20 protein-coding genes and 1 pseudogene are annotated in these 22,351 nt (G+C 69.3%); 10 read left to right on the forward strand and 11 right to left on the reverse strand.

Annotation, left to right across the window (positions count from 1 at the left end):
• Window positions 1–16: 16 nt before the first annotated feature.
• Window positions 17–1,138, reverse strand: coding sequence for a TOTE conflict system archaeo-eukaryotic primase domain-containing protein (locus ABD191_RS26590; RefSeq protein ID WP_344087909.1), 1,122 nt, complete (start codon window positions 1,136–1,138; stop codon window positions 17–19).
• A gap of 195 nt (window positions 1,139–1,333) precedes the next feature.
• On the opposite strand from ABD191_RS26590, the gene ABD191_RS26595 reads away from it, so the two are divergent.
• The 3 genes from ABD191_RS26595 (at window position 1,334) to ABD191_RS26605 (ending at window position 2,734) form a co-directional block, all read left to right on the forward strand.
• Window positions 1,334–1,534, forward strand: a complete 201-nt coding sequence (locus ABD191_RS26595) for a hypothetical protein (protein ID WP_344087912.1) — start codon at window positions 1,334–1,336, stop codon at window positions 1,532–1,534.
• Window positions 1,531–1,953 carry a type II toxin-antitoxin system VapC family toxin gene (locus ABD191_RS26600; RefSeq protein WP_344087915.1) on the forward strand — a complete coding sequence of 141 codons (423 nt, stop codon included), beginning with the start codon at window positions 1,531–1,533 and terminating at the stop codon, window positions 1,951–1,953. The genes ABD191_RS26595 and ABD191_RS26600 overlap by 4 nt, the downstream gene beginning before the upstream one ends.
• A gap of 400 nt (window positions 1,954–2,353) precedes the next feature.
• Window positions 2,354–2,734 (forward strand): hypothetical protein, encoded by a 381-nt coding sequence (locus ABD191_RS26605; RefSeq protein ID WP_344087918.1) that lies wholly within the window; start codon window positions 2,354–2,356, stop codon window positions 2,732–2,734.
• Here the strand turns inward: ABD191_RS26605 and ABD191_RS26610 are convergent.
• Window positions 2,731–3,120: pseudogene (locus tag ABD191_RS26610) on the reverse strand (HAD family hydrolase); the annotation flags it as partial. The gene ABD191_RS26605 and the pseudogene ABD191_RS26610 overlap by 4 nt on opposite strands.
• Before the next feature lie 19 nt (window positions 3,121–3,139).
• Here ABD191_RS26610 and ABD191_RS26615 point away from each other — a divergent pair.
• Complete coding sequence (locus ABD191_RS26615; protein ID WP_344087921.1) at window positions 3,140–3,484, forward strand: hypothetical protein; 345 nt, start codon at window positions 3,140–3,142, stop codon at window positions 3,482–3,484.
• Between the two features lie 92 nt (window positions 3,485–3,576).
• Here ABD191_RS26615 and ABD191_RS26620 read toward each other — a convergent pair whose 3' ends face one another.
• The 5 genes from ABD191_RS26620 to ABD191_RS26645 form a co-directional block, all read right to left on the reverse strand.
• Window positions 3,577–4,170 carry a phytanoyl-CoA dioxygenase family protein gene (locus tag ABD191_RS26620; protein WP_344087986.1) on the reverse strand — a complete coding sequence of 198 codons (594 nt, stop codon included), beginning with the start codon at window positions 4,168–4,170 and terminating at the stop codon, window positions 3,577–3,579.
• Between the two features lie 550 nt (window positions 4,171–4,720).
• Entirely contained in the window at window positions 4,721–5,359 is a 639-nt protein-coding gene (locus tag ABD191_RS26630; RefSeq protein ID WP_344087924.1) for a hypothetical protein, read from the reverse strand.
• Between the two features lie 68 nt (window positions 5,360–5,427).
• Complete coding sequence (locus ABD191_RS26635; RefSeq protein ID WP_344087927.1) at window positions 5,428–7,053, reverse strand: hypothetical protein; 1,626 nt, start codon at window positions 7,051–7,053, stop codon at window positions 5,428–5,430.
• Window positions 7,050–7,910: an ABC transporter ATP-binding protein gene (locus ABD191_RS26640; RefSeq protein WP_344087930.1), complete on the reverse strand. Its 861-nt coding sequence runs from the start codon at window positions 7,908–7,910 to the stop codon at window positions 7,050–7,052. The genes ABD191_RS26635 and ABD191_RS26640 overlap by 4 nt, the downstream gene beginning before the upstream one ends.
• A gap of 142 nt (window positions 7,911–8,052) precedes the next feature.
• Window positions 8,053–8,340 (reverse strand): hypothetical protein, encoded by a 288-nt coding sequence (locus ABD191_RS26645; protein ID WP_344087933.1) that lies wholly within the window; start codon window positions 8,338–8,340, stop codon window positions 8,053–8,055.
• 974 nt (window positions 8,341–9,314) lie between these two features.
• On the opposite strand from ABD191_RS26645, the gene ABD191_RS26650 reads away from it, so the two are divergent.
• Together ABD191_RS26650 and ABD191_RS26655 are read left to right on the forward strand one after the other, a co-directional pair.
• Window positions 9,315–10,235 carry a ParA family protein gene (locus ABD191_RS26650; protein ID WP_344087936.1) on the forward strand — a complete coding sequence of 307 codons (921 nt, stop codon included), beginning with the start codon at window positions 9,315–9,317 and terminating at the stop codon, window positions 10,233–10,235.
• A 42-nt stretch (window positions 10,236–10,277) separates the two neighbouring features.
• Window positions 10,278–10,718, forward strand: coding sequence for a hypothetical protein (locus tag ABD191_RS26655; RefSeq protein ID WP_344087939.1), 441 nt, complete (start codon window positions 10,278–10,280; stop codon window positions 10,716–10,718).
• On the opposite strand, the gene ABD191_RS26660 is transcribed toward ABD191_RS26655, so the two are convergent.
• Window positions 10,698–12,830, reverse strand: a complete 2,133-nt coding sequence (locus tag ABD191_RS26660; protein ID WP_344087942.1) for a HelD family protein — start codon at window positions 12,828–12,830, stop codon at window positions 10,698–10,700. The two genes, ABD191_RS26655 and ABD191_RS26660, sit on opposite strands and share 21 nt — an antisense overlap.
• A gap of 164 nt (window positions 12,831–12,994) precedes the next feature.
• Here ABD191_RS26660 and ABD191_RS26665 point away from each other — a divergent pair, with 164 nt between their 5' ends.
• On the forward strand, window positions 12,995–15,655 hold the full coding sequence (locus tag ABD191_RS26665) for a CHAT domain-containing protein (RefSeq protein WP_344087945.1): 2,661 nt from the start codon (window positions 12,995–12,997) through the stop codon (window positions 15,653–15,655).
• Window positions 15,656–15,689: 34 nt separating this feature from the next.
• Window positions 15,690–17,168, forward strand: coding sequence for a hypothetical protein (locus tag ABD191_RS26670; RefSeq protein ID WP_344087948.1), 1,479 nt, complete (start codon window positions 15,690–15,692; stop codon window positions 17,166–17,168).
• 52 nt (window positions 17,169–17,220) lie between these two features.
• Here ABD191_RS26670 and ABD191_RS26675 read toward each other — a convergent pair whose 3' ends face one another.
• Window positions 17,221–18,384 carry an OmpA family protein gene (locus tag ABD191_RS26675; RefSeq protein ID WP_344087950.1) on the reverse strand — a complete coding sequence of 388 codons (1,164 nt, stop codon included), beginning with the start codon at window positions 18,382–18,384 and terminating at the stop codon, window positions 17,221–17,223.
• Between the two features lie 42 nt (window positions 18,385–18,426).
• On the opposite strand from ABD191_RS26675, the gene ABD191_RS26680 reads away from it, so the two are divergent.
• Both ABD191_RS26680 and ABD191_RS26685 read left to right on the forward strand, forming a co-directional pair.
• Window positions 18,427–19,245, forward strand: coding sequence for a hypothetical protein (locus ABD191_RS26680; protein ID WP_344087953.1), 819 nt, complete (start codon window positions 18,427–18,429; stop codon window positions 19,243–19,245).
• On the forward strand, window positions 19,235–20,329 hold the full coding sequence (locus ABD191_RS26685; RefSeq protein WP_344087956.1) for a hypothetical protein: 1,095 nt from the start codon (window positions 19,235–19,237) through the stop codon (window positions 20,327–20,329). Before ABD191_RS26680 ends, ABD191_RS26685 begins: the two co-directional genes overlap by 11 nt.
• 24 nt (window positions 20,330–20,353) lie before the next feature.
• On the opposite strand, the gene ABD191_RS26690 is transcribed toward ABD191_RS26685, so the two are convergent.
• Window positions 20,354–21,025: a 4Fe-4S single cluster domain-containing protein gene (locus ABD191_RS26690; RefSeq protein WP_344087959.1), complete on the reverse strand. Its 672-nt coding sequence runs from the start codon at window positions 21,023–21,025 to the stop codon at window positions 20,354–20,356.
• Window positions 21,022–22,290, reverse strand: a complete 1,269-nt coding sequence (locus ABD191_RS26695; protein WP_344087962.1) for a hypothetical protein — start codon at window positions 22,288–22,290, stop codon at window positions 21,022–21,024. Before ABD191_RS26695 ends, ABD191_RS26690 begins: the two co-directional genes overlap by 4 nt.
• Between the last annotated feature and the right edge of the window lie 61 nt (window positions 22,291–22,351).

Below are 22,351 nucleotides of genomic sequence, written 5' to 3' on the forward strand. Positions count from 1 at the left end.
CCATGACTCCATCTCCTCACGGAATGGAGCCTCCACCAAACCCAGCGCGCTTCAGCAGTTCGTAGAACTTCGGGTTGGCCATCGACGCGGCGTGCTTGAACGTGGCCAACGCCGCTGGCGGCAGCTGCGATAGCCCCACCCGCAACCCGGCGCCAAGCTCGGCGTGCACTACTACCGGTAACGGCGGATGGACCTTGGTCGCCTCCGACCGGCTCATACTCGCGACATCGCTCCCGACCAGCGTCCGCTTCGCCTGCCGGGCGACCCGTTGCGCGTCGCCAGGGCTGAGCCGGTCAACCGTAGACAGGAACGACCACTGGTCCTCGTACGGTTCCAGGGTCGCCAGGTCCAGGAACACGGTCAGCCCGTCACGGCGCCGCCGGCCCTGCAGCGGGGCGGCGATCAGGTTGCCGAACCCGCCGTCGGGCAACACGTCCTGGTTGGGAAACAGTCGGTCGTAGGAGCGCAGGTCCATCGAACCGCGCAGCACCATCGCCTCATGCACCAGCACGGTGCCGACCGCCCGAGCGGTCGACGCGGCGATCTTCTCGGTGAAGAACACCCATACGTGCGCACCGCGGCCCGACTGCGACAGTTCCAGCGCGGCCGGTACGCCGTTGGCCCGTGCCGCTTTGACGTAGGCCAGCGCGTCGAGCATCGCCGCTGGGCCGTCGAAGTCGGCGGCCACGAAGTGGCACGTGTTGTCCTTCAACAGCGGGTACAACCCGATGAACGCATCGCCGACCAGATGCGCGCCGACCACCCGGTCCGTCAACGGCAGATGCTGCGCGCCGCGGCGATCCATACCCTTGCGCCACCCCCCGGCCACCGCAGGCATCCACCCCGCCTGCCCCGTCCGAAGGTTCTCCCACCGAACGGCGTGAACATCCGTACGCGATCGGAACCGATCGACATATAGGGCCAATTTGTCCTGCACCGGCGACGTCATAGTCACCAACCTGGGTGCCGGCACAGCGAGCTGTTCGTGGGCCGGCGCGGTGTCACGACCCTGAAGATCCAGCAGCCGGGTCAGGCGGCCGTTCTCCGCCCGCAACCGATCCAGCTCCCGCCGCAACCGGTCGACTTCACCCGCCGCGGCCCCATCCGCCAACCCCACCGCCGCATCGTCGCACGACACGGGCTCAATATCGGCGCATGCTCGGTCCGCTCCAAATAACTGGAGCCGATACGCCCCGAACGCTGTCCCTGACTGGACTGAGACCTATCGGGCGAACTACAGGTCGGCCGGATCGCGCAGCGCGATAATCGCCTGGTTATGACTAATATCGAACGTATCGAGCGAGGGTTGAGACGGAGAGGCAGGAGGTGGATCATGACAGCGAGTCCAGCGGGTGGTCAGACCAACTGGCCGTCAAATGATCATGTCCCGGTTGCGGAGCTTGCCCGGCAACAGGGTGTGCGGCCCATTGCCTCGGCGGACGAGCTGGCCCGTCCCGGGACCTTCGAGTCCGACGATGAGCTGGACGAGTTCCTGGCCGACCTGTACGAATCGCGGCGGGCTGACGTCGCGTGAGCTTTGTCGTCCTGGACACCGACGTCGCGTCGGCAGCCTTGCGCGGACGTCTCCCTGATCAGTTCCGAGCACGACTCGCGGGTCAGACGGTGTGCATCACCTTTGTGACCTTGGGCGAGTTGACCAAATGGACGCACCTGCGCAGCTGGGGACCGCGCCGTCTCGCCGGCCTGCGCGAGTGGCGAAGCGACGTCGTCCTTCTCCCGTACAACGAAGCCGTGTCCCTCGTCTGGGGTGAGCTGCAGGCCCGCGCCCAGCACCGCGGTCGGCCGCGCCCGGTCAACGACACCTGGATCGCGGCCTGCTGCCTCGCCCACGGGCTACCGCTGGCCACGTTCAACGTCAAGGACTACGAAGACTTCGTGGCACACGATGGCCTCCACCTCGTCGATGCAGGACCTGGACCAGTACGGCCCTGAAGCCTGGCCTGGTCGCTCGACGGTTGCTCGGATGTTCACGGACTGACCGGATTGACGCCACCCGTGCCGGACTTTGCAGACCCGCCAGACCTGGCGGCCTGGTTACTTACCGTGTCCACCGTCTGGACCAGCGCATACTCGGCTGGACATGACCGCCAGAAATCCGGACTCACGAGGATTACTCTCCGATAGAGTAAAAATTCAGAAATGTCGTTCTCTTAATCCGCGGGTTCGGGGTTCGAGTCCCTGGCGGCGCGCAATTGATCAAGCCTCTGAGCTGGAAAAACACCCCAGAGCGGAGGCTTTCTCATTTCCATTGTGGACGTCAGGTGCCTCGAAGGGTGCCTCCTATGTCAAAGCGGCCCGCCATCACATCGACCTGGCCACCGCGGCGTCCGACATGGACGAACCCTTGCCTGCCTGGTTCGACTTTTTCAACAGCAGCCGGCTGCACACGTTCGCCGGATACGCCGCGCTCACCGTCGGCGATCACGACGCAGCCGCCGAGCACCTCACCACAGCCCTCAACAGCCTCGGTCCCGCCGGCGCGAAGCAACGCAGCGTCGTACTCGCTAATCTAGCCTCCACGCACCCCGACGACGGAGACCGCGTGGCAACCTACCTGCACCAGGCCATCGACGCCCTGAACACCGACTGGTACGACGCGGGTGCCGATCGCGTCCGTACCGCACGGGCCACGCTCGGCCACAGCCTTGCGGGCAACCAACTGGACGAGCGGCTTCTCACCCTCACCGCGTCACCTCGAGCACTGCCCGCTTAGACGACCGCTTCGTTGTGCTTGCGTACCAGATCGGGTAGCTCATCAAGACTGCTCAGGTGAAACAAGCACCGCTGCGCCACCTCGGGGTCGTCGAGGATATAACCCCACGGGCCGCGACGGATCAATGCCGCCGCCAGGCCCGCCTGCTGGGCCGGCCGTACGTCGTTGTCTAACCGGCCACCCACGTACAGCACCTGCTCGGCCGGGCAACCAGCCTCCAGCACGACACGATCGAAGAACGCCGCGGACGGCTTCTCCACACCCCATCCATCCGATGTACCGATCACATCCACCGAAAACGCCAGCGACCGCAGGATCACTTCCGCGCGGGCGGTCTGGTTGCCGGCGAGTCCAACCCGCAGGCCCTGTTCCGTCAACGCGACCAGGCTGCTCGACCCTTCTCAGGTGTGGCGGGCGTCGATCGTCCGGTTCGCCGAGCACGGCAGCCCGTCACAGGCTCTGCAACGGTCGGCTATCGAGGCTGGCGTCGGTACGGCCGAGGTCGCGTTCACCAGGCACGGCTACGTCGTGCACCTGGGCCGGTCGACGCTGCGGATGGTGGCCGAGGCCGGTGAGAGGGACAACCGGTACTTCGACTGGGCGAGCACCCACTACGAGCCGCACTTCATGGGAGAACCTGACGCACCCGCCTGGTACGCCGCCTTCCTGGATGAGTTCACCGCCGATGTCGGTGCCCTCACGCCAGCGGCCCTCATCGCCGCGTGTTCGCAGTACCGACGCCAACCGTGACAGGCCACGGCGACCAGCCCAGTCCGCCCGGCATGGGCACAAGACAGCGCTGCACTCATATGGTCCGGACGCCCCCATAGGTCCCGGCCGCATCAGGTGGACTGGGTGGCGGGGAATTCGGCGAGGGAGTCGGTGACGGCCCGCCGCCAATTGTGCCGGTGGTCGCGGACGTGGAGCCGGTAGCAGAGCGTCCTACGGATCACCGGTGACGTGTTCGCGCTGATGTTGTGCGACAGCAGGTAGGAGGCGAGGATCAGGTCGCCAGGTGCGGCGTGGACCTGGACCGGGTCACCGTATTCCACCGGCGGGTATCCGCCGGTGGACAGGATCGCGTCCGCGCCGTGCTCCCGCAGGTAGTCGGCGGTACGGAGGTGGGTTCCGGGCCAGACCACCAGGTTGCCCATGTCGTCGCGGGTCTGGTCGGACAGCACGATCCCGGCAAGCATGGTGAACGTGCCCGGCCGGCCGTCGTCCTCTGGTGGGGTGATCCCGTCGATGTGGCCACGCCCTGGCCGATGGTCGTGGGGCGGGAAGGTCAACGCGACCTGAACCTGCGGGCGGGCCTGCAGTTCGGCCGGCGCCACCAACTGCTGCGCGTACCGCCACGCCAGGGTCTGGGTGAGCATTCCCATGAGGAGCGGTTGGTTCTTCGCGTCTTCGAAGTAGAAGTGGTGGCCGGTGTGCATCGGGGAACGAGGTGAGTCGGGTCGTGCCGTCGCAGTCCGGGCACGTCCACCGGGCGCCGGCCGCCTGACCGGCTTGGCCGTCCGGCCGGCCGGGACAGTGCGGGCCCCGCCCGCATACCGGTGGGGCGGCCGAGGCGCCAGCACGCGTCGATAGGCCCTGGATGTGGCCGCCGCCGGAGTCGACGTACACGTCGATGGTCTCCGGGGTGAGCCGGCCGGACAGGTGACCGGTCGCCTCGGTGGACTTCGTGGCGTACTTGGCCAGGCGGGTCCAGCCGAGGGTCTGCTTGACCAGGGCAGACGGTGTGTTCGAGGTCGAAGCGGCGTAGGAACGCCTTCCAGCAGCGGTCGACATGCGTGGCGGTAGCGGCGGTCGCTGATGACCACAGCCACACCGGCTTCGGGTCGCGGTCTCCGGGTTGGTGTTCGATCTGCAGACGGACGAGGGTGCCCTCGATGATGGGCAGGTCGCCGGTGTGGTCGAGCCACCTGGTTCGGTGGGTCAGGCGAGGATGCAGTCGGGTCCCAGCGGTCCCAGCAGTGGCGTGGACTAGCGGCGGCGCTGACGAAGCGGCTCGGCGCTGGCGACCACCATGACGGCCAGCGCGGCCACGAGCACACCCGCCCAGACAAGATGGACCGCTGGCCAGCGGGGCGAGTCGGGCGGGACCACCAACGTTAGGTCCGCAGGCAGCAGACTGACGGCCACGACGACACCCAGCAGCGTTGCCGCGCCGCTCACTCCACCGGCGAGGCCGGGGCCACCGGAAGGGGACCGCAGTCGCAACGCGACGACGGCGGCCGCGACCGCGATGGCGGCCCCGGCCGCCGCCTCCACGCTCAGTCCACCCAAGGGAAGCCGCACGCCGGACACGTGTGCGTTCCACCCGGCGATCAGGAGCATGACCAGCCACCACAGCCCGAGCCCGGCGGTGAGCCAGGCGACCCGCGCACAGGTACGCCACAGCCGTCCCACTGGGACTGTGGTCGTGGCTCCCGCTGCCGCGTCGTCGAGGGCGAAGGCCGCTCCCAGCGCCCCGCATATACCGCCCAGCCGGAGCAGCAGACACAGATCGGCGGCGCCGAGGTGGACATGGGCCATCGCCGGCACAGCTGGGATGACCGTACCGACCACGGCCGCGAGAAGCAGCGGGCGCCAGTCCATCGTCCGTCGGATGACGAGCAGCACCGGCACACCGATGGGTACCCCGACAGAGCGTGCCGGTCTGTGCCCTCGGGCGTCCGTCCCCTCGCCGGTCAGCAACGGTCCACGCTGTCGATCGAGGGAGCCGTCAACTGGCCCGCGCCGAGCAGTTGGGCGGCGTCCTCAGTGGTCGCGCCTGGCGCGGTCAGCGCGGCCAGCGATTGGCGCATCCGGGCGCCGACGTCCGCGGCCGGTATCCGGGCGAGGTTCCGGACCGCCTCGAGTTGACGGACATCGAAAACCAGTCCGCTGCCGTACCCACCGGTGAAGAACGCGACGCCCGCGCTCGAACTGGACTCCAGTTGGGCCAGCCCTCGGGCGGACCGGGGCGACGCCTGTACCGCCAACCAGAGGATCACCACACCGCGGGCGCCGCACGCCGGGTCGATGCGGCTCGGCGGCGGCCCGCCGATTATCACGGCCCTGGCCACACTGGCGGCGAACGCGAACTCCGCCTCGGCGCTCCATGCGGTACCCACGGTGACGTCCTCGGGTGGGTATCCCGCCGCGGCGGCGTCGCTGAGCCACCCGGCAACCGGTGCCGCCGGCATGACCTCGGTGATCGGCTTGGGTCCCTGGTCGGCGCGAACATGCTGGCGGACGGTCAGCGGCCGGACGCTGGTCACCGGAGCGACCTGTCCGACCACGGCACGTACCAACCTGTCCCAATGCGGAATCCGGCCGGTGAAGTCGGGATAGGCACAGTACGTCCACGGCTGCGTGTTCCGGCAGACCTGGCCGGCTGCCGGCGATTGGGCCGCCCTGGTCCGCGCGTCGAGCACAGCGGCCGAGGGCCGGGCGATCTGTACTGCCGTACTGACCCCCAGTAAGACCACTGCGGCCACGATGGCGGTGACGCGACGCACGGCGGCTGTGCCGGCCTGGGCGGAGCCACGACCCGCCAGCAGCGACACCGCCGCCGCGAGCAAGATGAGGGCGAGCAGGTAGAAGTTGTGCGAGGCGACGGGACGGCTGAGCAGGTCAGCCGGCAGCGGGTTGTCGTTGTGGTCCTCGTACGCGACCGGGAACAGCCACTGCCATTGCGGACCACTGCCGCTCGCGATGCCCGGAATGGCGGGGATAAGGGTGACCACGGCAAACGCCACCAAGGCCAGTGGCGCGACGACCGGCAGGGGTACCAGCCGGCCCAGCAGGACGCCGAGACAGCCGAGCAGGATCACGCACAGGGGTCCTACCGCCAACTCTGCGGGGTTGATCCGGCCGACGGCGGCCGGCTGGGCGGCCACAGCCACGATCTGCGCCACCACCAGTGCAGTGGCCAGTACCGCCAGCGGCACCAGCGCCAGGAGGTGGGCGGCGGTGCGGTGGGACCGGGTCAACGTCGCCACGTCGAGCACGGCATCGGTTCCGAACCGCCGGGAGCGCAGCACCGCGAGATTGGACACGATCATGGCGGCACCGCCGAGTAGGAAGGCGCAGGGGAACTGGGTGGCCCGGTCGGCATTCTGCAGCACCGCGAAGTGCACCGAGTCGGCCCCGGTCACCAGCGGGTACGCCCAGTAGACGGTCAACAGGAACAGGGCGATGACGGTCAACGGGTGGCGGAGCAACCGTCCGGCCTCCACCCTGGCCAGGGCCATCGTGGAGCCGCCAGCACTGCCGTGTGGGGTGACCAGGTCACCGGTTGCCGGCGCGACGGAGGTGATCGTGGCGTTCATCGGCTTGTCACCGCCGGGTGTGCCTCGACGAGGGTCAGGTAGCCGTCCTCAATGGTCGGCTCGACCAGCTCGGCGTCCGGCGGCGGGTCACCGATACTGCGGTAGCGCCCGTCGCCGGCGCGCCAGCTCGCCAGCATCCGCTCCGGTCGGGCGTCGCTGAGCCAGACCCGTTGGTGGGCCAGACGGGTCAGGTCGGCGGGCGTGCCGTCGTACCGCACCCGGCCCTGGTGCAGGACCACTACCTGCTGGCAGACCATGATCACGTCCTCGGTTTGGTGGGTGGACAGCAGCACCGTCCGGGTCTCGCCCAACTCCGCCAACAGTTCCCGGAAGCGCAGGCGCTGCTCCGGATCGAGGCCGACGGTCGGCTCGTCGAGGATCAGCAGCGGCGGGTCACCGATGAGAGCGGCGGCAAGACCGACCCGTTGCCTCATCCCGCCGGACAGAGTGCGCAGCCGTTTCCCGGCGTCGGCGGTCAGGCCCACCTGCTCGAGTACCCGCCGTACCTCTTCCCGGCGGGAGGCACGGTCGGACATCTCCTTCAAGATCGCCACGTAGTCGACGAAGTCAAAGGCGGTAAAATGCGCGTAGTAGCCGGGGTTCTGCGGAAGAAAGCCGAGCCGCCGCCGGACGGCCAGCCGCCCTTCCGGGGTGGCCGGGTCGTAGCCGAGGATGCTCAGGTCGCCGCTGCGTGGCAGGAGGGCAGTGGCCAAGATGCGCAGCAGGGTGGTCTTGCCGGCGCCGTTCGGGCCGAGCAGCCCGGTGGTCCCTGGGCGGAGTGCGAAGCCGACGTCCTCCAGTGCGCGGGTCGATCCATAGTGGAGTGTCAATCCGCTCGCTACGACGGTGTGCTCCATTGTCCGATCCCCTTTTGCGCTCTGCGTGGGTTCTATGGCGTGCCCCTGCGGCGCCGCTTTCCGCCACCGCTCAATGGTTGCCCGGCCGGCCGGCGGCGCCCCACGATAACCGCTCGGCACCGCCGGCCGTTGTCCTGCCGGCTCAGCAGGAATTCAGTTCCTCGAGGTAGGCCAGGCCGCCACCCGGCTTAATGGTGTAACAGCCCGAGTCGACGTGGAAGGCGATAATAAACTTGACCTTCACTGTGTAGGAGCAATTGTTGAGGGCGAGAAATGTGGTGACAACGCCGCTGCTGGAGGTGCTTGTGGTTACGCACTGCGGTGCCAGCGGGCCGGCGAATGCCGGACTCGCGGCGGCGCCCACAACGGCGCCGGACATGCCGACTGCCGCCAATGCGCCGGCAGCGATCCTTTGGCCGATCATGGCCATGGCGATTCCTCCGCTCATTTCGAAGGCGATTCCGGCGCGCGAAGTTCATTAATTCCGGGGCGCGCCAGGATGGTGATGGGGATGTACTGGCCGTGTAGTCGGCGCGCGCTCAGGACTGCGCCGACCGATTTGGTTGCGACCTACCGGGCTAGCAGAGGACGAGGGCTTCCAGCGCTGCCGGCGTTCCGTTGACGATGGGGTACGTCCGAGTGCTGCCACCAGAGAACGCTGTGGTGCAGCTCGAATCCACGTGCCAGGAGATTACGAACCGGACCCGCACAGTGGAGTACGGGCCGGCGATGTCGGCTCTTCGAGCTTGGTGCGGTACCACAGGGTCAGCGCCCCAGTTGAGGGTGGCAGCGGTACAAGTGACGGCGGCGGCGACTGGCTCAAGTGGCTGGCGGCAGGTGTGGGCGGGATCCTCGCCACGGCAGGCGCCTACTGGGCGCGCCGCTGGCACCAGTTGCGCCAGAACGCCGCGAACGCCAGCGATGCCGTGCTGGAGAGGTCAGCGGGCACGTCATGGACACACTGAGCGAGCTGCCGTCGGCACCGCCGGGGGTCAAGGCGGTGGGCAAGGCCGTGTCCATGCTCGACAACGGTATGGTCGAGATCACCACGGGCAACATCGCCGTGCAGTACGCCAACGGCCAGACGCAGCTCGGGGCCGCCGGACTGGACTACGTCGACGACCCGGTGCGCCTGAGTTGGTCGCAGAGCTGGCCCGCATCGGGCAATAAGGACGCGGTCATCAAAGCCGCCCGCCTCATCCGTACCCAAGGCAGTGCCGCGGTGACCGCCGACCAACGGCCAACGCCTGAGACAGCGTCCCTTGTGGTCGGGGGTGAACTTGATGAAGACGGCCCGCGCACTCGGCCAAGGGCACGCCGAGCCGGCTTCACGTGGTCCTTCGGACTCGCGACGCCGACCGGCGTAGGTGTCACGATCCCGGGTGGGGTGGCAGGATGCCTGCCATGCCACGGACCGTCTCGGTTATCAACTACAAGGGCGGGGTCGGCAAGACGACCCTGACCGCGAACATCGGTGCCGAGTTGGCCAACCGTGGCCGGACCGTCCTGTTGATCGACCTTGATCCTCAGTCGAGTTTGACGTTTTCGTTCTACACCGCGCGGCAGTGGGAAGAAGAGCTGCAGGATGAGCGCACGATCCTGCAGTGGATCGGCGCGCTGCTGTCGGACGGGCAACCAACGCCGCTGGCTGACTTCGTGTTGACGCCGACGCGCGTCAACGAGCTCGTTGCCGCCAACGGCGGCCGGCTTGATCTGATCGCGTCCCACTTGGGGCTGATCGATGTTGATCAGGATCTGGCTGCCGAGCTGGGCGGCTCGCGGTTCCAGGTGACGAGCCCTAACTTCCTGCGCGTGCACCGGATGCTGGCGGACGCGTTGGCGGATGACGCGTTCGGGCAGTACGACGTGGTGCTGATCGACTGTCCGCCGAACTTCGGCATGGCGACCCGGGCCGGCATCGTGGCCAGCGAACGGGTGCTGGTGCCGGCCAAGCCGGACTACCTGTCCAGCCTGGGCATCAACTACCTGCGTGGCCGGCTCTCCGACCTGGTCGGTGACTACAACAAGGTGGTGCTGGCCGACAGCGGGACGGTTCCGCCGATCACCCCGGAGATCATGGGCGTCGTCGTCACGATGGTGCAGTACACGGGAGTACGGCCGATCACGGTGCATCGGGAGAACATCAGGGCCCTCGCCGCGACCGAACTGCCGGTCTTCCGCCAGACCATGCGGCAGAGCAGCGCGCTTTTCGGCCAGGGTGGCGAGGGCAGCCTGCCCGTCGTGCTCACGCCCGGGATCAACGACACGGTTCTTTATGAGCTGCATCAGCTGACCAGCGAGTTCTATGCGAAGATCCGCGTCTGAGGTAGACGCGACGCTTGCCTGCCCCATCACGAGGAGCGCTCAGTGACCGAACCCGCTATCGACCTGACCCAACGCGTGCTGGTGATGGTCGGCGACTTTCTGCGTAAGCTACCGCCCGCTCAGGTCGCCGATCTGGTCACCGGTGAGGCTCGGCTGGCCGTGCTGCCCAAGGGTGCCCGGGTGTCCGGCCCGTCGGCCGCGGCTGCCAGACGCACGCCCGCGACCGCTAAGCCGGCTCCGGCCTCCGCGACGCAGATCAGCGCCGAACTGGCGAAGATCGATGACCGGGCGGCCGCCACCCGCTATCTCAACGACCTGAAGCTGACCGTCCCGCAGTACAAGCAGGTCTGCGCGGAACTGGACATCCCCGTCGCAAGCAGCGCGAAGCGGGACGTGGTCATCAACAAGATGGTGGAACTGCTGGTCGGGCGGCGCCTGGACGCCGATGCGATGGTGCGGCGCTCAAGCGCCGGGCGGGTCTGACGGGTCCGCGGCCGTGAGCCGGTCGCGGACGAGCGTCAGCACCTCCTCCCAGTGCGACGGCGGCAGGGTCGCCCGGATGCGGTTCGCGACGTAGTCAGCCAGCGGTACCAGGTGACGGCCTGCGTCGACAGTTTCCTTCGGACGGACGGTCTCGGGTTGCTGCGCCGTGAGCGGCATCGGATCGCCCACGCACACCACGTCGAGGGTCGCGGTGGTTCGGGTGAGCGCGACGTAGAGCATGCGATGCCCGCGTTCGTCTTCGGCGACGATCGCCTCGGGCTCGACGACCACGACGGCGTCGAACTCCAGGCCCTTCGCCTCGCGTGGGCTGACCAGGTTGACAGCCCCGCCCAGCTCGCCCCGGTCGGCGCTGCGCCAGGTGACGCCGTTGGCGGCCAGCGCGGTTTCCACCTCGCGGCGGCAGCGATCCGGGCAGATGACGCCGACGAACGCACCTTCGCCCGCGCGTGCCATCGCCACGGCCGCGACCTGCCCGGCCCGCTCGGTGAGGGCCACCTGGTGGACGACCGGCTCGCTCGGTCCGTCGCGAACGACCTCCGGAGCGGTGGCAGTGGAAGCGGCGACCGGGAGCAGCCGGGCGGCGAAGGCGTACGCCTGTCGGGGTACTCGGTAGCCGTACCGGAGCGGCCGGATCGCGACCGGCAGCGTGTCCGGCAGGTGGCGGGTGATCTCCTCCCAGGTCTGCGCGGCCCACGCACCGGTGGCCTGGGCGAGGTCACCCACGATGGTCAACGAGCCGGTCGCCGACCGGCGGGCGACGCTGCGCAACTGCATCGGCGACAGGTCCTGAACCTCATCCACGACGATATGCGCATACCGGCGCCGCACACCGTTGATCAGCGCGTCCGCCTCGTCGAGCAGCGGAAGGTCCGCTGCGGACCAGTGCTCCTGCGAGAGGCGGTCCGCGCCGCGGCGGTGCAGCAGCGTCACCTCCGCGGCGGTGAACTGGTCGGCCGCGGCGGCGAGCAGCCGGTCGCGCGAGGCGAGCAGATCACGGAGGAAGGCGGGTACGGTCAGCTGCGGCCAGAGCCGGTCGACGAGGTTGTCCAGGGCGGGCAGGCGGCCGGGGCCGGTGCCGAGTCGTTGGGCGACGAGCTCGGTCAGCTTGTCCCGGAACAGGGTGCGCCGCTGGGCGTACCCGAGGGTGGCCGCGCGGCTGTCGGTGAGCGCCGCGGCGACGTCGGGACCGGGGAGCGTGATGAACCGGTTGCCGACCATCAGGCGTTCCGCTGGTTCGGGTACGCCGATGCGCGCGTCGAGCGCCCGCGCCAGCAGCCCAGCCATCCGGGCATCGCCCTTGAGCGCCGCCACCTCGGCCGGCTCGTCACGCCCGCGTGGCACCTCGGGGCCCAGCTGGCCGACGTGCCGGAGCGCGACATCGGCGTCGCCGAGCGCCGGCAGCACCTGCCCGATGTAACGGGTGAAGGTGGGGTGCGGGCCGACGACGAGTACGTCATCGGCATTGAGCCGGTCGGGGTTGTGGAACAGCAGCCACGAGACCCGGTGCAACGCGATCGCGGTCTTTCCGGTGCCCGGACCGCCCTCGATCACCAGTAGCTGATCCATCGGCGCCCGGATGAGGTCGAACTGCGCGGCCTGGATGGTGGCCACGATGTCGCGCATGGTGCCGTCCCGGCGGCGGGCCAGCTCGCCGAGCAGGTGGCTGTCGATGGCGTCGGCCAGCTCCCCGAACAGCACGTCCGAGAAGTCCAGGATGGTGTTGCCCTCGCAGCGGTAGGTCCGCTTGCGGGTCAATCCGTGCGGGTCGGCGGGGCTGGCCTGGTGGTAGGGGATCGCCGCGTCGGCCTGCCAGCTGACCACCAGGATGTTGCGCTCCTCATCACGGATCAGATGCCGGCCGATGTAGAGCCGCTCGCCGTCCTCGGCGTCGATGCGCCCCACGGCCACCGCCGTGCTGTCCCCGAGGCGGGCGAGTTGCTCCCGGCTGAGCGCCCGCAGCGACCGGGCCGCGGCCCGGTCGGCGGCCCCATCCGCCAGTGCGGCGGTCTCCGCCATGCGGCGTCGTAGGTGCTCCTCGGCCCGATCGAAGTAGCCCTGCTCGTCAGCCAGCTCCGCGGCCCTGCCCGTCACCGTGTCGGCCCCCCTGCCTGGTGGTTCGAGTCGACCAGGCTACGCGGAAGCGCCCGCGCGGTGTGTCGGCGTGACGACGGTGGCGACTCTGCTGCGATGACCCGCCGCACGCCAAGCGCCTCCGGTCCGTCAGCACTCGTTCAGGAGCCCGGGAAGGAGAGCTGATGGACCCGTCCGCGGAAGCGGTCGACCTGACGCGGTGTCGCATGGCCGTCGCCACCGTCGTCCGCGGCGGGGTGACCGCGTTCGAGGACGCGATCGCCCTGGTCCGCCAACTGCCGCAGAGCCTGCCCGAACGTGGCAGCCTCGCTGCCGATGTCGTCGTCGCGCTGGTCAACGCGGGCGCGGAGCACGGGTTGGGCACCATCTGGCTGCGGCACATGAACGACCTGATCGCGATCGCGGACCGCTGCCCACCGCCCGGCTCCCTGTGGCCGCGCATTCGCCCGGTGGCACGGGCCCAATCACTGCTGTACGCCGCGGGCCAGGGTCAGCTCCACGACATTGATGCGGCGCTGGCCGAGATCGACGCGTTCGACCTCGGGGATGATCCGGCAGTGCGGCTGGGGGTCGGTTCGGCTCGCGCCGGACTCGCCTTTCTTCGCGCCCAGCGTGACGGCGACTTCGGCGCGCTGCGGCGCGTGCGGGAGGACGTGGCGGCTCTTGGTGACGGGCTCACGGGCGTGCCGGCGGTGGCGGAGTTGCACGCGTTCATCATGAACATGGTCGACGCGGCGGCCGCGTCCCAGACCGGCGACCAGGCCACGAGGCGCGAGGTGTTGGATCAGCTCGCCACCAACCTTGATCACCTGTCGAGGATCGACGGTATGCGGGAAGCGGTCGCGGACACGGCACCCATGATCGAATCGATGCGGTCTGCCCTCGACGCCGAGGACCGACCGCCGTCGCGGCCCAGCGACGCAGGGCTAGCGGGCCTGATCGCGGCGACGCTACGCCCCGGCGCCACAGCCGCCGACCGCGCATTCGCCCACGTCAACGTGACGATGTGCGCACTCAACGCGGGCACCGAAACCGACGTGGCCCGTGTCGACCTGGGCATCCATCATGGGCGCCAGGCCGTGGCGTCGTGTTCGGACGACGACACGCGACGGTCGTTCTATCTGTCGACGCTCGCGCTAGCGCTGATGCAGCGCGCGGACATCACCGCCACCGTGGACGGCCTCGACGAAGCGGTCGACCTGCTCCGGCAGGCGAAGGACAGCATGGGAGGACCGCATCATCCGCACTGGACGTACGTCAACGACATGCTCAGGGGCGGCTTGGAGCGGCTCGGGCGCGACCAGGACGCTCAGGAGTCGACTCGCGACGCACTCCGCGGCTTCGCGGTCCGCGCCCTGCTGGAGTCCGACGCCGTCGGGCTGCCAACCGCCGTACGCGAAGCCGCCGATACGGCCGTCGACGCCGCGCGCCGGTTCGCCAGGGACAACCGGCCCGCCGACGCGCTGACGGCCATCGACGCCGGACGGGCACTGATGCTCTTCGCCGCTGTCACCCGTCGGGACTTCGCGTCGCAGTTGGACGGTACCGACCGCCGGACGGTATGGGAGGCGCTTTCCAGCGGACCCGGGAATCTCCGGGAGATGACGGAGCCGCGCGAGCTGTCGGAGATCCAGGCCGCGCTCGCCGCGTTGGACGCGGACGCCCTGGTATATCTCGTGCCGGCGGAGCCACCCCTGCCGGGCTGGGCGCTCATCGCCCCGGTTGACGGACCGGCGGGCTTTGTGGCGCTGCCCTACCTGAACCTTACCGAGGACCTCGTGGTGGACCGCTACCTTCGTGCGCTCACTCGCGACCTGGACGCATCCGGGCACGACGAGTTGACCGGCAGCACCGACCGGATGTGCGACTGGGCATGGCGCGCCGCTGTCGGACCGCTGCTGGAGCAGTACGTCGACGGGCGGCAATGGAGTTCGACGGGGCGGCGGGACCGACGGATCGTCCTCGTCCCGATCGGCGACCTGGCGCGCATTCCGTGGCAGGCGGCCCGGCGGTCCGACGGCGTGTACGCCGTGGAGCTCGCGGGATTCTCCCTTGTCGCGTCCGCCCGCATGCTGTGTGACTCGGCGGCGCGCACCCAGGTGCCGCTGTCGCAGGCGGGACTGCTGGTCGGCGACCCGGACACCGGCGGCCGTGCCCCCGACCTCGAAGCGGCCCGGCGGGAGGCCTATGCCATCAGAGGCGCCTTCTATCCGGGTGCCCGCTATCTCGGACGGCTGCCCAAGGGATCGGAGAGTTCGACGGGCGCGGGTACCGCCGGCCAGGTCCGTGCGTGGCTCACCGACCGGCGACCCCAGGCCGGGACAATGATCCATCTGGCGTGCCATGGTGATTACCGGACCGACCCCGCGCAGGCGAAGTCGTACCTGCTCCTCGCGAGCGACACCGATGCCGATGGTCCCGGTGAGCTCAGCGCCGCGGAGCTGGTCGAGCTCATGGCGAGCGCCGAGGGACGGGACGTGAGCCTGGTCGTCCTCGCCGCCTGTAACACGGGCCGCTCGATCTACGGATACGACGAGGCGTTCAGCCTGGCCACCGCCTTCCTGGCCGGCGGCGCGCGGACCGTGTTGTCGACCCAGTGGAGCGTCCCGGACGAAGCGACCTCCTCGCTGATGTTCATGTTCCACTACTACCTCCGGCATGAGCACCTCCCGCCGTGGCAGGCCCTGCGCCAGGCGCAGTTGTGGCTGCTCCACCCCCAGCGTCGCAAGCCTCTCGAACTGCCGGCCGGCGTAGTCGCTCCGACCGCCGACGACGTACCCGCACCGGTGGTGGCCTGGGCGGGTTTCGTGCACTGGGGCCACTGATCCGGCCGGACGTCCCGTACGGAAATGGAGTGTGATGTCGACAGACGACCAGATCGCGAGAGCCAGGGCGGAACTTCCCGAGCCGCCCAACCCCGCCCGCGCCATCCCTTTGGCCCGCCTCGGGCAGATGCTGATGGAGCGGTACACCCGCGTTGGCGCCGGGGCTGCCTCAGCCGAACCGGACCTCGACGCCGCCATCGCCGCGTTCGACGAGTCCTACTCGTACCTTCAATTCGGCAGCCCGGCCCGGGCGAAGGTGGCCGCCCTGCTGGGCAACCTGCTCGCCATCCGCCATACGGTGCATCTCGGCCCCGCGCGCGACCGCGACACCGGTATCCACATGCTCGAGGAAGCTGTGGGCAGTCCCGTGGTTCCGCCTCTCATCAGCGCGTGGGCCCGGTTGCAGCTCGGACAGCTTTACCTGTCCCGGGTGATCGAACAGCTCCGGTCGCCTGACTTCGTCCGCGAGGCGATCTACGGAGCTGGCGTGCCGACCACAGTGGATGACACTGACCGGGCCATCGAACTGTTCCACTCCGCGGCGCAGGCACGCACGGGCAGCTCCGACCTCGTCCGAGCTGCCGAGGCGTTCATCGAGATGGCGGAGGTCCTGCGGGACCTTTTTCGAGGGCTCAACGCCCGACCCATGTCTTTCGACGCCGGTGGCCTCATCCGCACCATGGAAAAGATCCAGACGCTGAGCGCGAGATTCCAGTCGGGTGGGCGCGGCCTTGGCATGACCGGACCGATGGTTCCGCTCCGCATGGAGTTCTTCGACTCCGACGGGGTCTCGGTCATCGACCCGCTGGACCGGCCCGTCGCGGTGGTAGAGGATCCCGGTCCTCAGGCGCCGCCTCCGCCCACCCGGCCGCCGGTGGTGGCCAAGAAGACTGACTACGACGACACGCGCGCGGCGTTGCACGCGCTGGTGCTGACCACCGTCGGCGACCCGGACCTCGACGTCTGGCGGGCCGCGATCGAACTCCTCCGCCCCACCACACCCGCGCCGTCAGGCGAGACGGTGGACGATCTGGTCGCCATGGCCAGCATCCTCGCCGACGCCGACGCTGACGGGGTCACCGCCGCGATCGACGACCTGTTGTACGCGTCCGCGCTGCTGCTGCGCCACCGGCGCGACCACGCGGACGACGGGATCGACCTGGCGGTCGGCACACAACGCCTGTGGCGCGCGGCCCACTCGATTCCAGACGACCATGCGGCCGTCGTGCCGATCATCGGCGCCCTCGGCGCCTTCGTCGACGGCGGGAAGCCACCGGGCCAGCCGCTGGCCACGGTCGCCGCCCCCTTCGCCGACCGGATCGACACTCTGATGGCCAACGGTGTGGTCCAGGACGCCGCCGACCTCGTGACGCTGCACGCCTTGCGGTGCCTGTGCCGGGCGGCCGGCGACGCCGCGACCGGCGATGACCGGATCACCCTTCGACAGGCCGTCGGCGCCGTGCCCCTCGACTACCCATGGCTCGCTGCGCTCCGGACCGCCGCAGAGGCCTAGGGACCGTCCGGTCCCCGGTGCGGTGAGCCGCACCGGGGACCGGACCGGGACCCTACGGGCAGGAGATAGCGATGGTGACCTTGCGGTTCAACTGGTCAAACCGGGGATTGCCGGGCGCCGTCGGATGGGGCTCAGGTCCCCACCCCTTGCCGATCGCGCTGATCGGATTGGGCGCGCCGAGCGACACGAGTTCCTGCTTCACCCGGTCGGCGCGCCGCTGGGACAGGTCGCCGGTGCCGTAATGCGCAACATAGCCCCTGATCTCGACAGTGGCGGTCGGCACGGTCTTGAGGTAGTCGGCGAACTTCTTGAGAACGGCGCGTGCGGCGACGGGATCACGGAACTCCGCCTCGTCCGGTTTGAAGCCCACCTCCTTGTCGTCCGGGAGCTCCGACTCAGCATTGCAGGTCAGCTGGATCCCGTGGACGGGGAAGGTGACGATGCCGACCTCCGGACTCCGCGTCGCCGCGTCCGCGGTGTTGGGCTCGGCCAGGACCAACGGCTCACCCGCCCCCGCCCTCACCACGATCGCCCGCCACAGATCCACGACAAAGGCCCGGCTACGGTCGTCGAGGGCGGCCTGCGGTTCCGCTGTGTACCCGAGACCCGACAGCACCACGGTCCGGCCCTTGAGGTTCGGCAACAGGCCCTCGCGCTTCAGCGCGTCCGCGATCACCTTGGGCTTCTTCTCAGGCAGCTTGTTCTTGCGGAAGTCGATGGGCCTGGTCGTCTGGACGCCGGAGTCGATGAGCACCACCGTGCCATCATCTCCGGCCGCGCCGGCCGCGATGCTCAACGCACCCAGGATGTCCGCCTGCGGCGCCTGCGCCCTCGCCGCGTTGAGCATCCTGACGACTCCCTCGGCAAAAGACCGTTTATCCATCTCAAAATTCTGTTCCGTTTGAGCCGCGGTGGTGAACGTCGCCGAGCCGGAGACGGTCGGCCGGCCGTCCACACGGACCACGGTGATCTTTCCGCACCCGTTCGTGGTGTCCGCCACGAGTTGGCGCACCTCGGTCGGCAACGTCGGCGCCGGGCTGTTGGCCCGCACGCCGACCGCGATGACCAGCGGCGGGTGCACCGGCTGCGGGCACTGGAACGTGAACTCCGACCCGAACACCAGCTCCTTGAACGCGCCGCATCCGGTGGTCGTCGGGACGCTGAGCAGGACACACAGTGCCAGCACCGCGATTCGCTTGTGCCTGGATCGCCTCATGCTTGCCACTGACGGACAGCACACGGTCCGTCAGAGACTGCCGTGGCAGATACAGCGGAGGGCTCATACCCCACGGCTTTACGGCGGCGGGACGAGGCGCGCGGCCGGCGGGACGGCGAGCAGCGCACCCCGGCGCTCGCCGAGGTTCGCCGCCGGCACCAGGAGGTGTTGGTCAACGGCGGCCAATTGGCCGTGGGCTATCAGCTCGTCCTGCTGGCCGAGCTGAACGGACGGCTGAACGAGCTCTACCCGCTGTTCCAACGCACCGGACGGCACGCGAGGCACGAGATCAGGCAGTGCCGCGACGCCATCGAGCAGGCAGTACAGGCGCTCGGGCGGGCCGAGGACAATCTCCGCGCCGCCGCGGCCGCGCTGACCGAGGAGGAGCTGCGTCCCCGCAACCCCGAGGAGGAACGCTGGTCCGCGGAGACGCTGCGCAACCGGCGGGAGGTCGCGCGCTCCAGGCGGATCGCGCGGGCGCGGGCCGAGGTCGACGGGGCCCGTCAACACCTGGCACAGCGGAAGGCCGACCTGGCTTCCGCCGAGCGTCGTCGCGACGAGGCGATGGCCGACTTCGGCGTGCGCGCGCGGCGCCTGCAGGACCTGTACCAGCGCCGTATGACGGCGTACATCGACGCGCTGGCCCGCAGTCATCCCGATGGCCGGACGCTCTACCCGCTCCTGAACATCCCCGAGATTCCCTTGCCCAGGTGGGTTCCCCATCCCCCCGCACCCGACGGCGCGCAGACAACAGCTGGAGTACTGGATGAGGAAGAAGAAGCAGCGACGTTTGGAACTGCGACGGGTGGCGAAGCGGCTGACGGAACTGAGCAGCCTGCCCGTCCCGCGGATGAACACTGAGACGGAGCTGCGCGCCCAGATGCGCCAGCACATCACCCAGGAGGGACGCTACGGCGTGCCCATGGTTCTGGTGCAGGCGGTTGACGAGGTCATCGACTCGCATGTCATCGACATGCGCGCTGAGCTGTTGCGCCACCAGAAGTCCGAGGACGCCCAGATCGGCGAGCTCGAGGCGCGGCTGAACGGCCTGGCGGTCAAGTACCGCGAGGATGAGGAACAGCAGCAGGACGTGGTAGCCCACCTGAGGTACCAGCGTCGGTCGGCGCGCCGACGGGTCGAGGACCGCGACACTCCCATGCCCGCCGGACCGGACGGCGTGGAGGAGAATGGATACCAGCACGGCAACGTGGGCGAGCTGGTCGGGCGGGGCATGGTGACGCGGATCGTTCTACTGGTCGTGCTGCTACTGGCGATGCTGGCCGACCTCATCACCTTCCGGCAGGTCGTCGAGCGCGTCGCCAACGACAGATTCGTCTTCCCGCTCGTTCTCGCCTTGACCGTGACCACGACGTATGTGGCCCACTGGGCGGGCGAGATGTTCCAGACCGCCCGGGAGACCCGCCGTGGTATCCGACGCGCCGTCGGCGGCTGGACGCTGTCAGCGGTCTGGGCCGCGATGGGCGTCGGCGCGTTCGTCTTCCGGCTGCTCGCTCCTCCACCGGTCAGCGGCGACGCCTTGGGCGACTTCGTGAAGGGCGACGCGGCAACGACGACCAGCACCAGCGACGGTTCGCCGGCCCTGAGCGCGATGCTGCTCCTGTTCCTGTACGTGCTGACAGGCGCGATCGCCATCACCGCCGGGTTCCACCGGCCCCGACGGGAGATCGCCCAGTACCGCCGAGCCAACCGGCGGCTTCGGTGGGCGCGGCCCCGGCTGGCCGCGATCCGGCGGGACCTCGCCGAGGCCGCGGCGCTCCACGTGCAGCTCGCCGAGCTTCGGGTCAGCCGGGCCCAGCTGTACGCCGTCGAGTTGGAGCGCTGCGAGTCCGCCGCGCGGCGGCTGAAGGCCGAGGCGGCGATGCGCGTGGAACGCCTGACGCGCGCCAGCGAGCTGCCATGGTACCGACGCATGATCAGTCGTTGAGCTGACGGAGGCTGGGGGCCGGCCTCAGGGTGCCGGGCGACGCCAGCTCACGGACGTCACCCGGTAGCCGAGCGCCCTGAGGCCGTCCTCGATGGCTCTGGCGGTGTTCGGCTTGTTGGGCACACCGACCCACCAGGCGTCGCCGTCGGGGCTGGTTTCGATCTGGATGGGCGGAGCCGCGGGCTCATAGTCCAGATACGATGCGTACCGGGTGCGGCCGAGCGGCGTCTGCAGGTGCATTTCCTGGTTGGCCGAGCCCCGCCAGATGAGCCCTGTCGGCGCCGTCACCACATACCGGCCAGTGATGAGGACGTCGGCGAGCGCCGCCGTCGCCAGTTGCGACACGTCCAGCTCCGCGCGTTCGTACCCGGTGTAGAGCAGGATGTCCAGCGGCGTCACGGCGTTCGCGCTCAGCTCACGCACTCCGCGGAGCAGAGCGGCGAGCGGCTCCGCCTGCTCCAACGGCTCTCCCCCGCTGACCGTCACGCCGTCCCCGCCTTCCTCGATCGCGCGACGGACGTCGTCGAGCAGCACGTCCACGCCGACCGTCACGCCACCGTCAGGGTCCCAGGTGTCCTTCGCGACGCAGCCCGGGCACGCGAGCGGGCAGCCCTGCAGCCAGATGCCCAACCGCGTGCCCGGACCGAGCGCGGTCACCGGAAAGTGGGCCCGCGTCAGCCGCAGAGCGTCAGTCATGCCGCGCCCTCCGCCGCGCCGGGGCCGCCGGCGACGACCTGCGGGAGCGCCGCAAGGTTGCGGCGGCGCAGCACGGCGTCGGTGAACGTAGGGTCGGCCACCGCCTCGATAAGGCCCGCGTAGTAGGCGTTCTCGGCAGCGAAGTAGGCGTGCCGGATCGCCAACTCACGGTCGCCGTCGCCTCCAGCCGGCGTCGCCCGGAAGTCCGGGTTGATGCGGGTACCCATGCGTTGGGCGAGCAGGACAGTGCGGTCACGGATCGCCTGGTTGCGCACGAAAGCCCGCTGGAACGGGTGACGTTCGGCCAGCCCGAGGATGTACGCCATCGTGCACGCGAGGACGAGCACGACGTCGAATACGACGACGAGGGTCGCTGGGGTGAGCCCCAGCGCGGCCGACTGGGAGCCGTCGACGCCACCCAGGATGCCGGTGCCTGCCGTGACGCCACGGTCGAAGAGCCGCGCGGCGACCAGTCCGAAGCCCAGCACGGTGGCGACTGTCGGCAGCAGGAGCGCGAACGTCAGCCCGGTCAGGACACGGTCGGCGCCGGTCGCGTGCCGGTGCCGGAAGAGCTGACCGGACACGAACGGGCCGAGGACCGTCAGCCCCGCCACCGCTATCGTCATGACCAGCACCGTCCTCGCGCCCAGGCCAGTCGCGGGCAGGTACGACTCCGCGACGTAGTGCACGATCTCGAAGACGACGGCGATGAGGAAGCACAGCAAACCTGCCTTCCAGAGCGGGTGCATGGGCGGCGCTTCACCCTCCCAGACCTCCGCCTCGAGCGGCGGCAGGTTCAGCGTGTCCGCGTTGACGTTGCGCTTGCCAAGAAACGCCCGCAGGGAGTCCTCCTCGTCGAGCCGGTCACGCACCGCGGCCACGGCCATCCGGTCGCGGGCCGCGCGCATGTGGCTCTCCGCGTCCCGCGCCCGCCGATCGAGATCGGCGAGCCGCGCCGACGTCAACTCATTGCGGTCTCGGTACTCGTTGATGGCGGTCTCGCAGTCGTTCCGCAGCCTTCGGACGTACTCCGGAACAAGATCCGTATCTTGTGAATCGTCCTCCTGGCCGAAGGACCAGCCGTCGTAGAGGTAGCGCTCGCCGTCCGACCGGCCCTGCTCATGGGCGGCGCGAGCCAGATCATCGGCGCTGCGCCGGGGCTCGACCAACGGCTCGGGCAGGGGCAGCAGCAGGCCGGCGTTCGGGTCGCGGAAGACCGCGAACGCTTGAACCAGCCGCCGAACCAGAAGCTGAAAATAGTTCACCGGTCCGTCACTTCCTCTATGTGGGCGATGACAGGGGACACCAGATATCTGGCGGACCGCG

It is taken from the genome of Luedemannella helvata, assembly GCF_039528415.1.
Lineage (GTDB): Bacteria > Actinomycetota > Actinomycetes > Mycobacteriales > Micromonosporaceae > Luedemannella > Luedemannella helvata.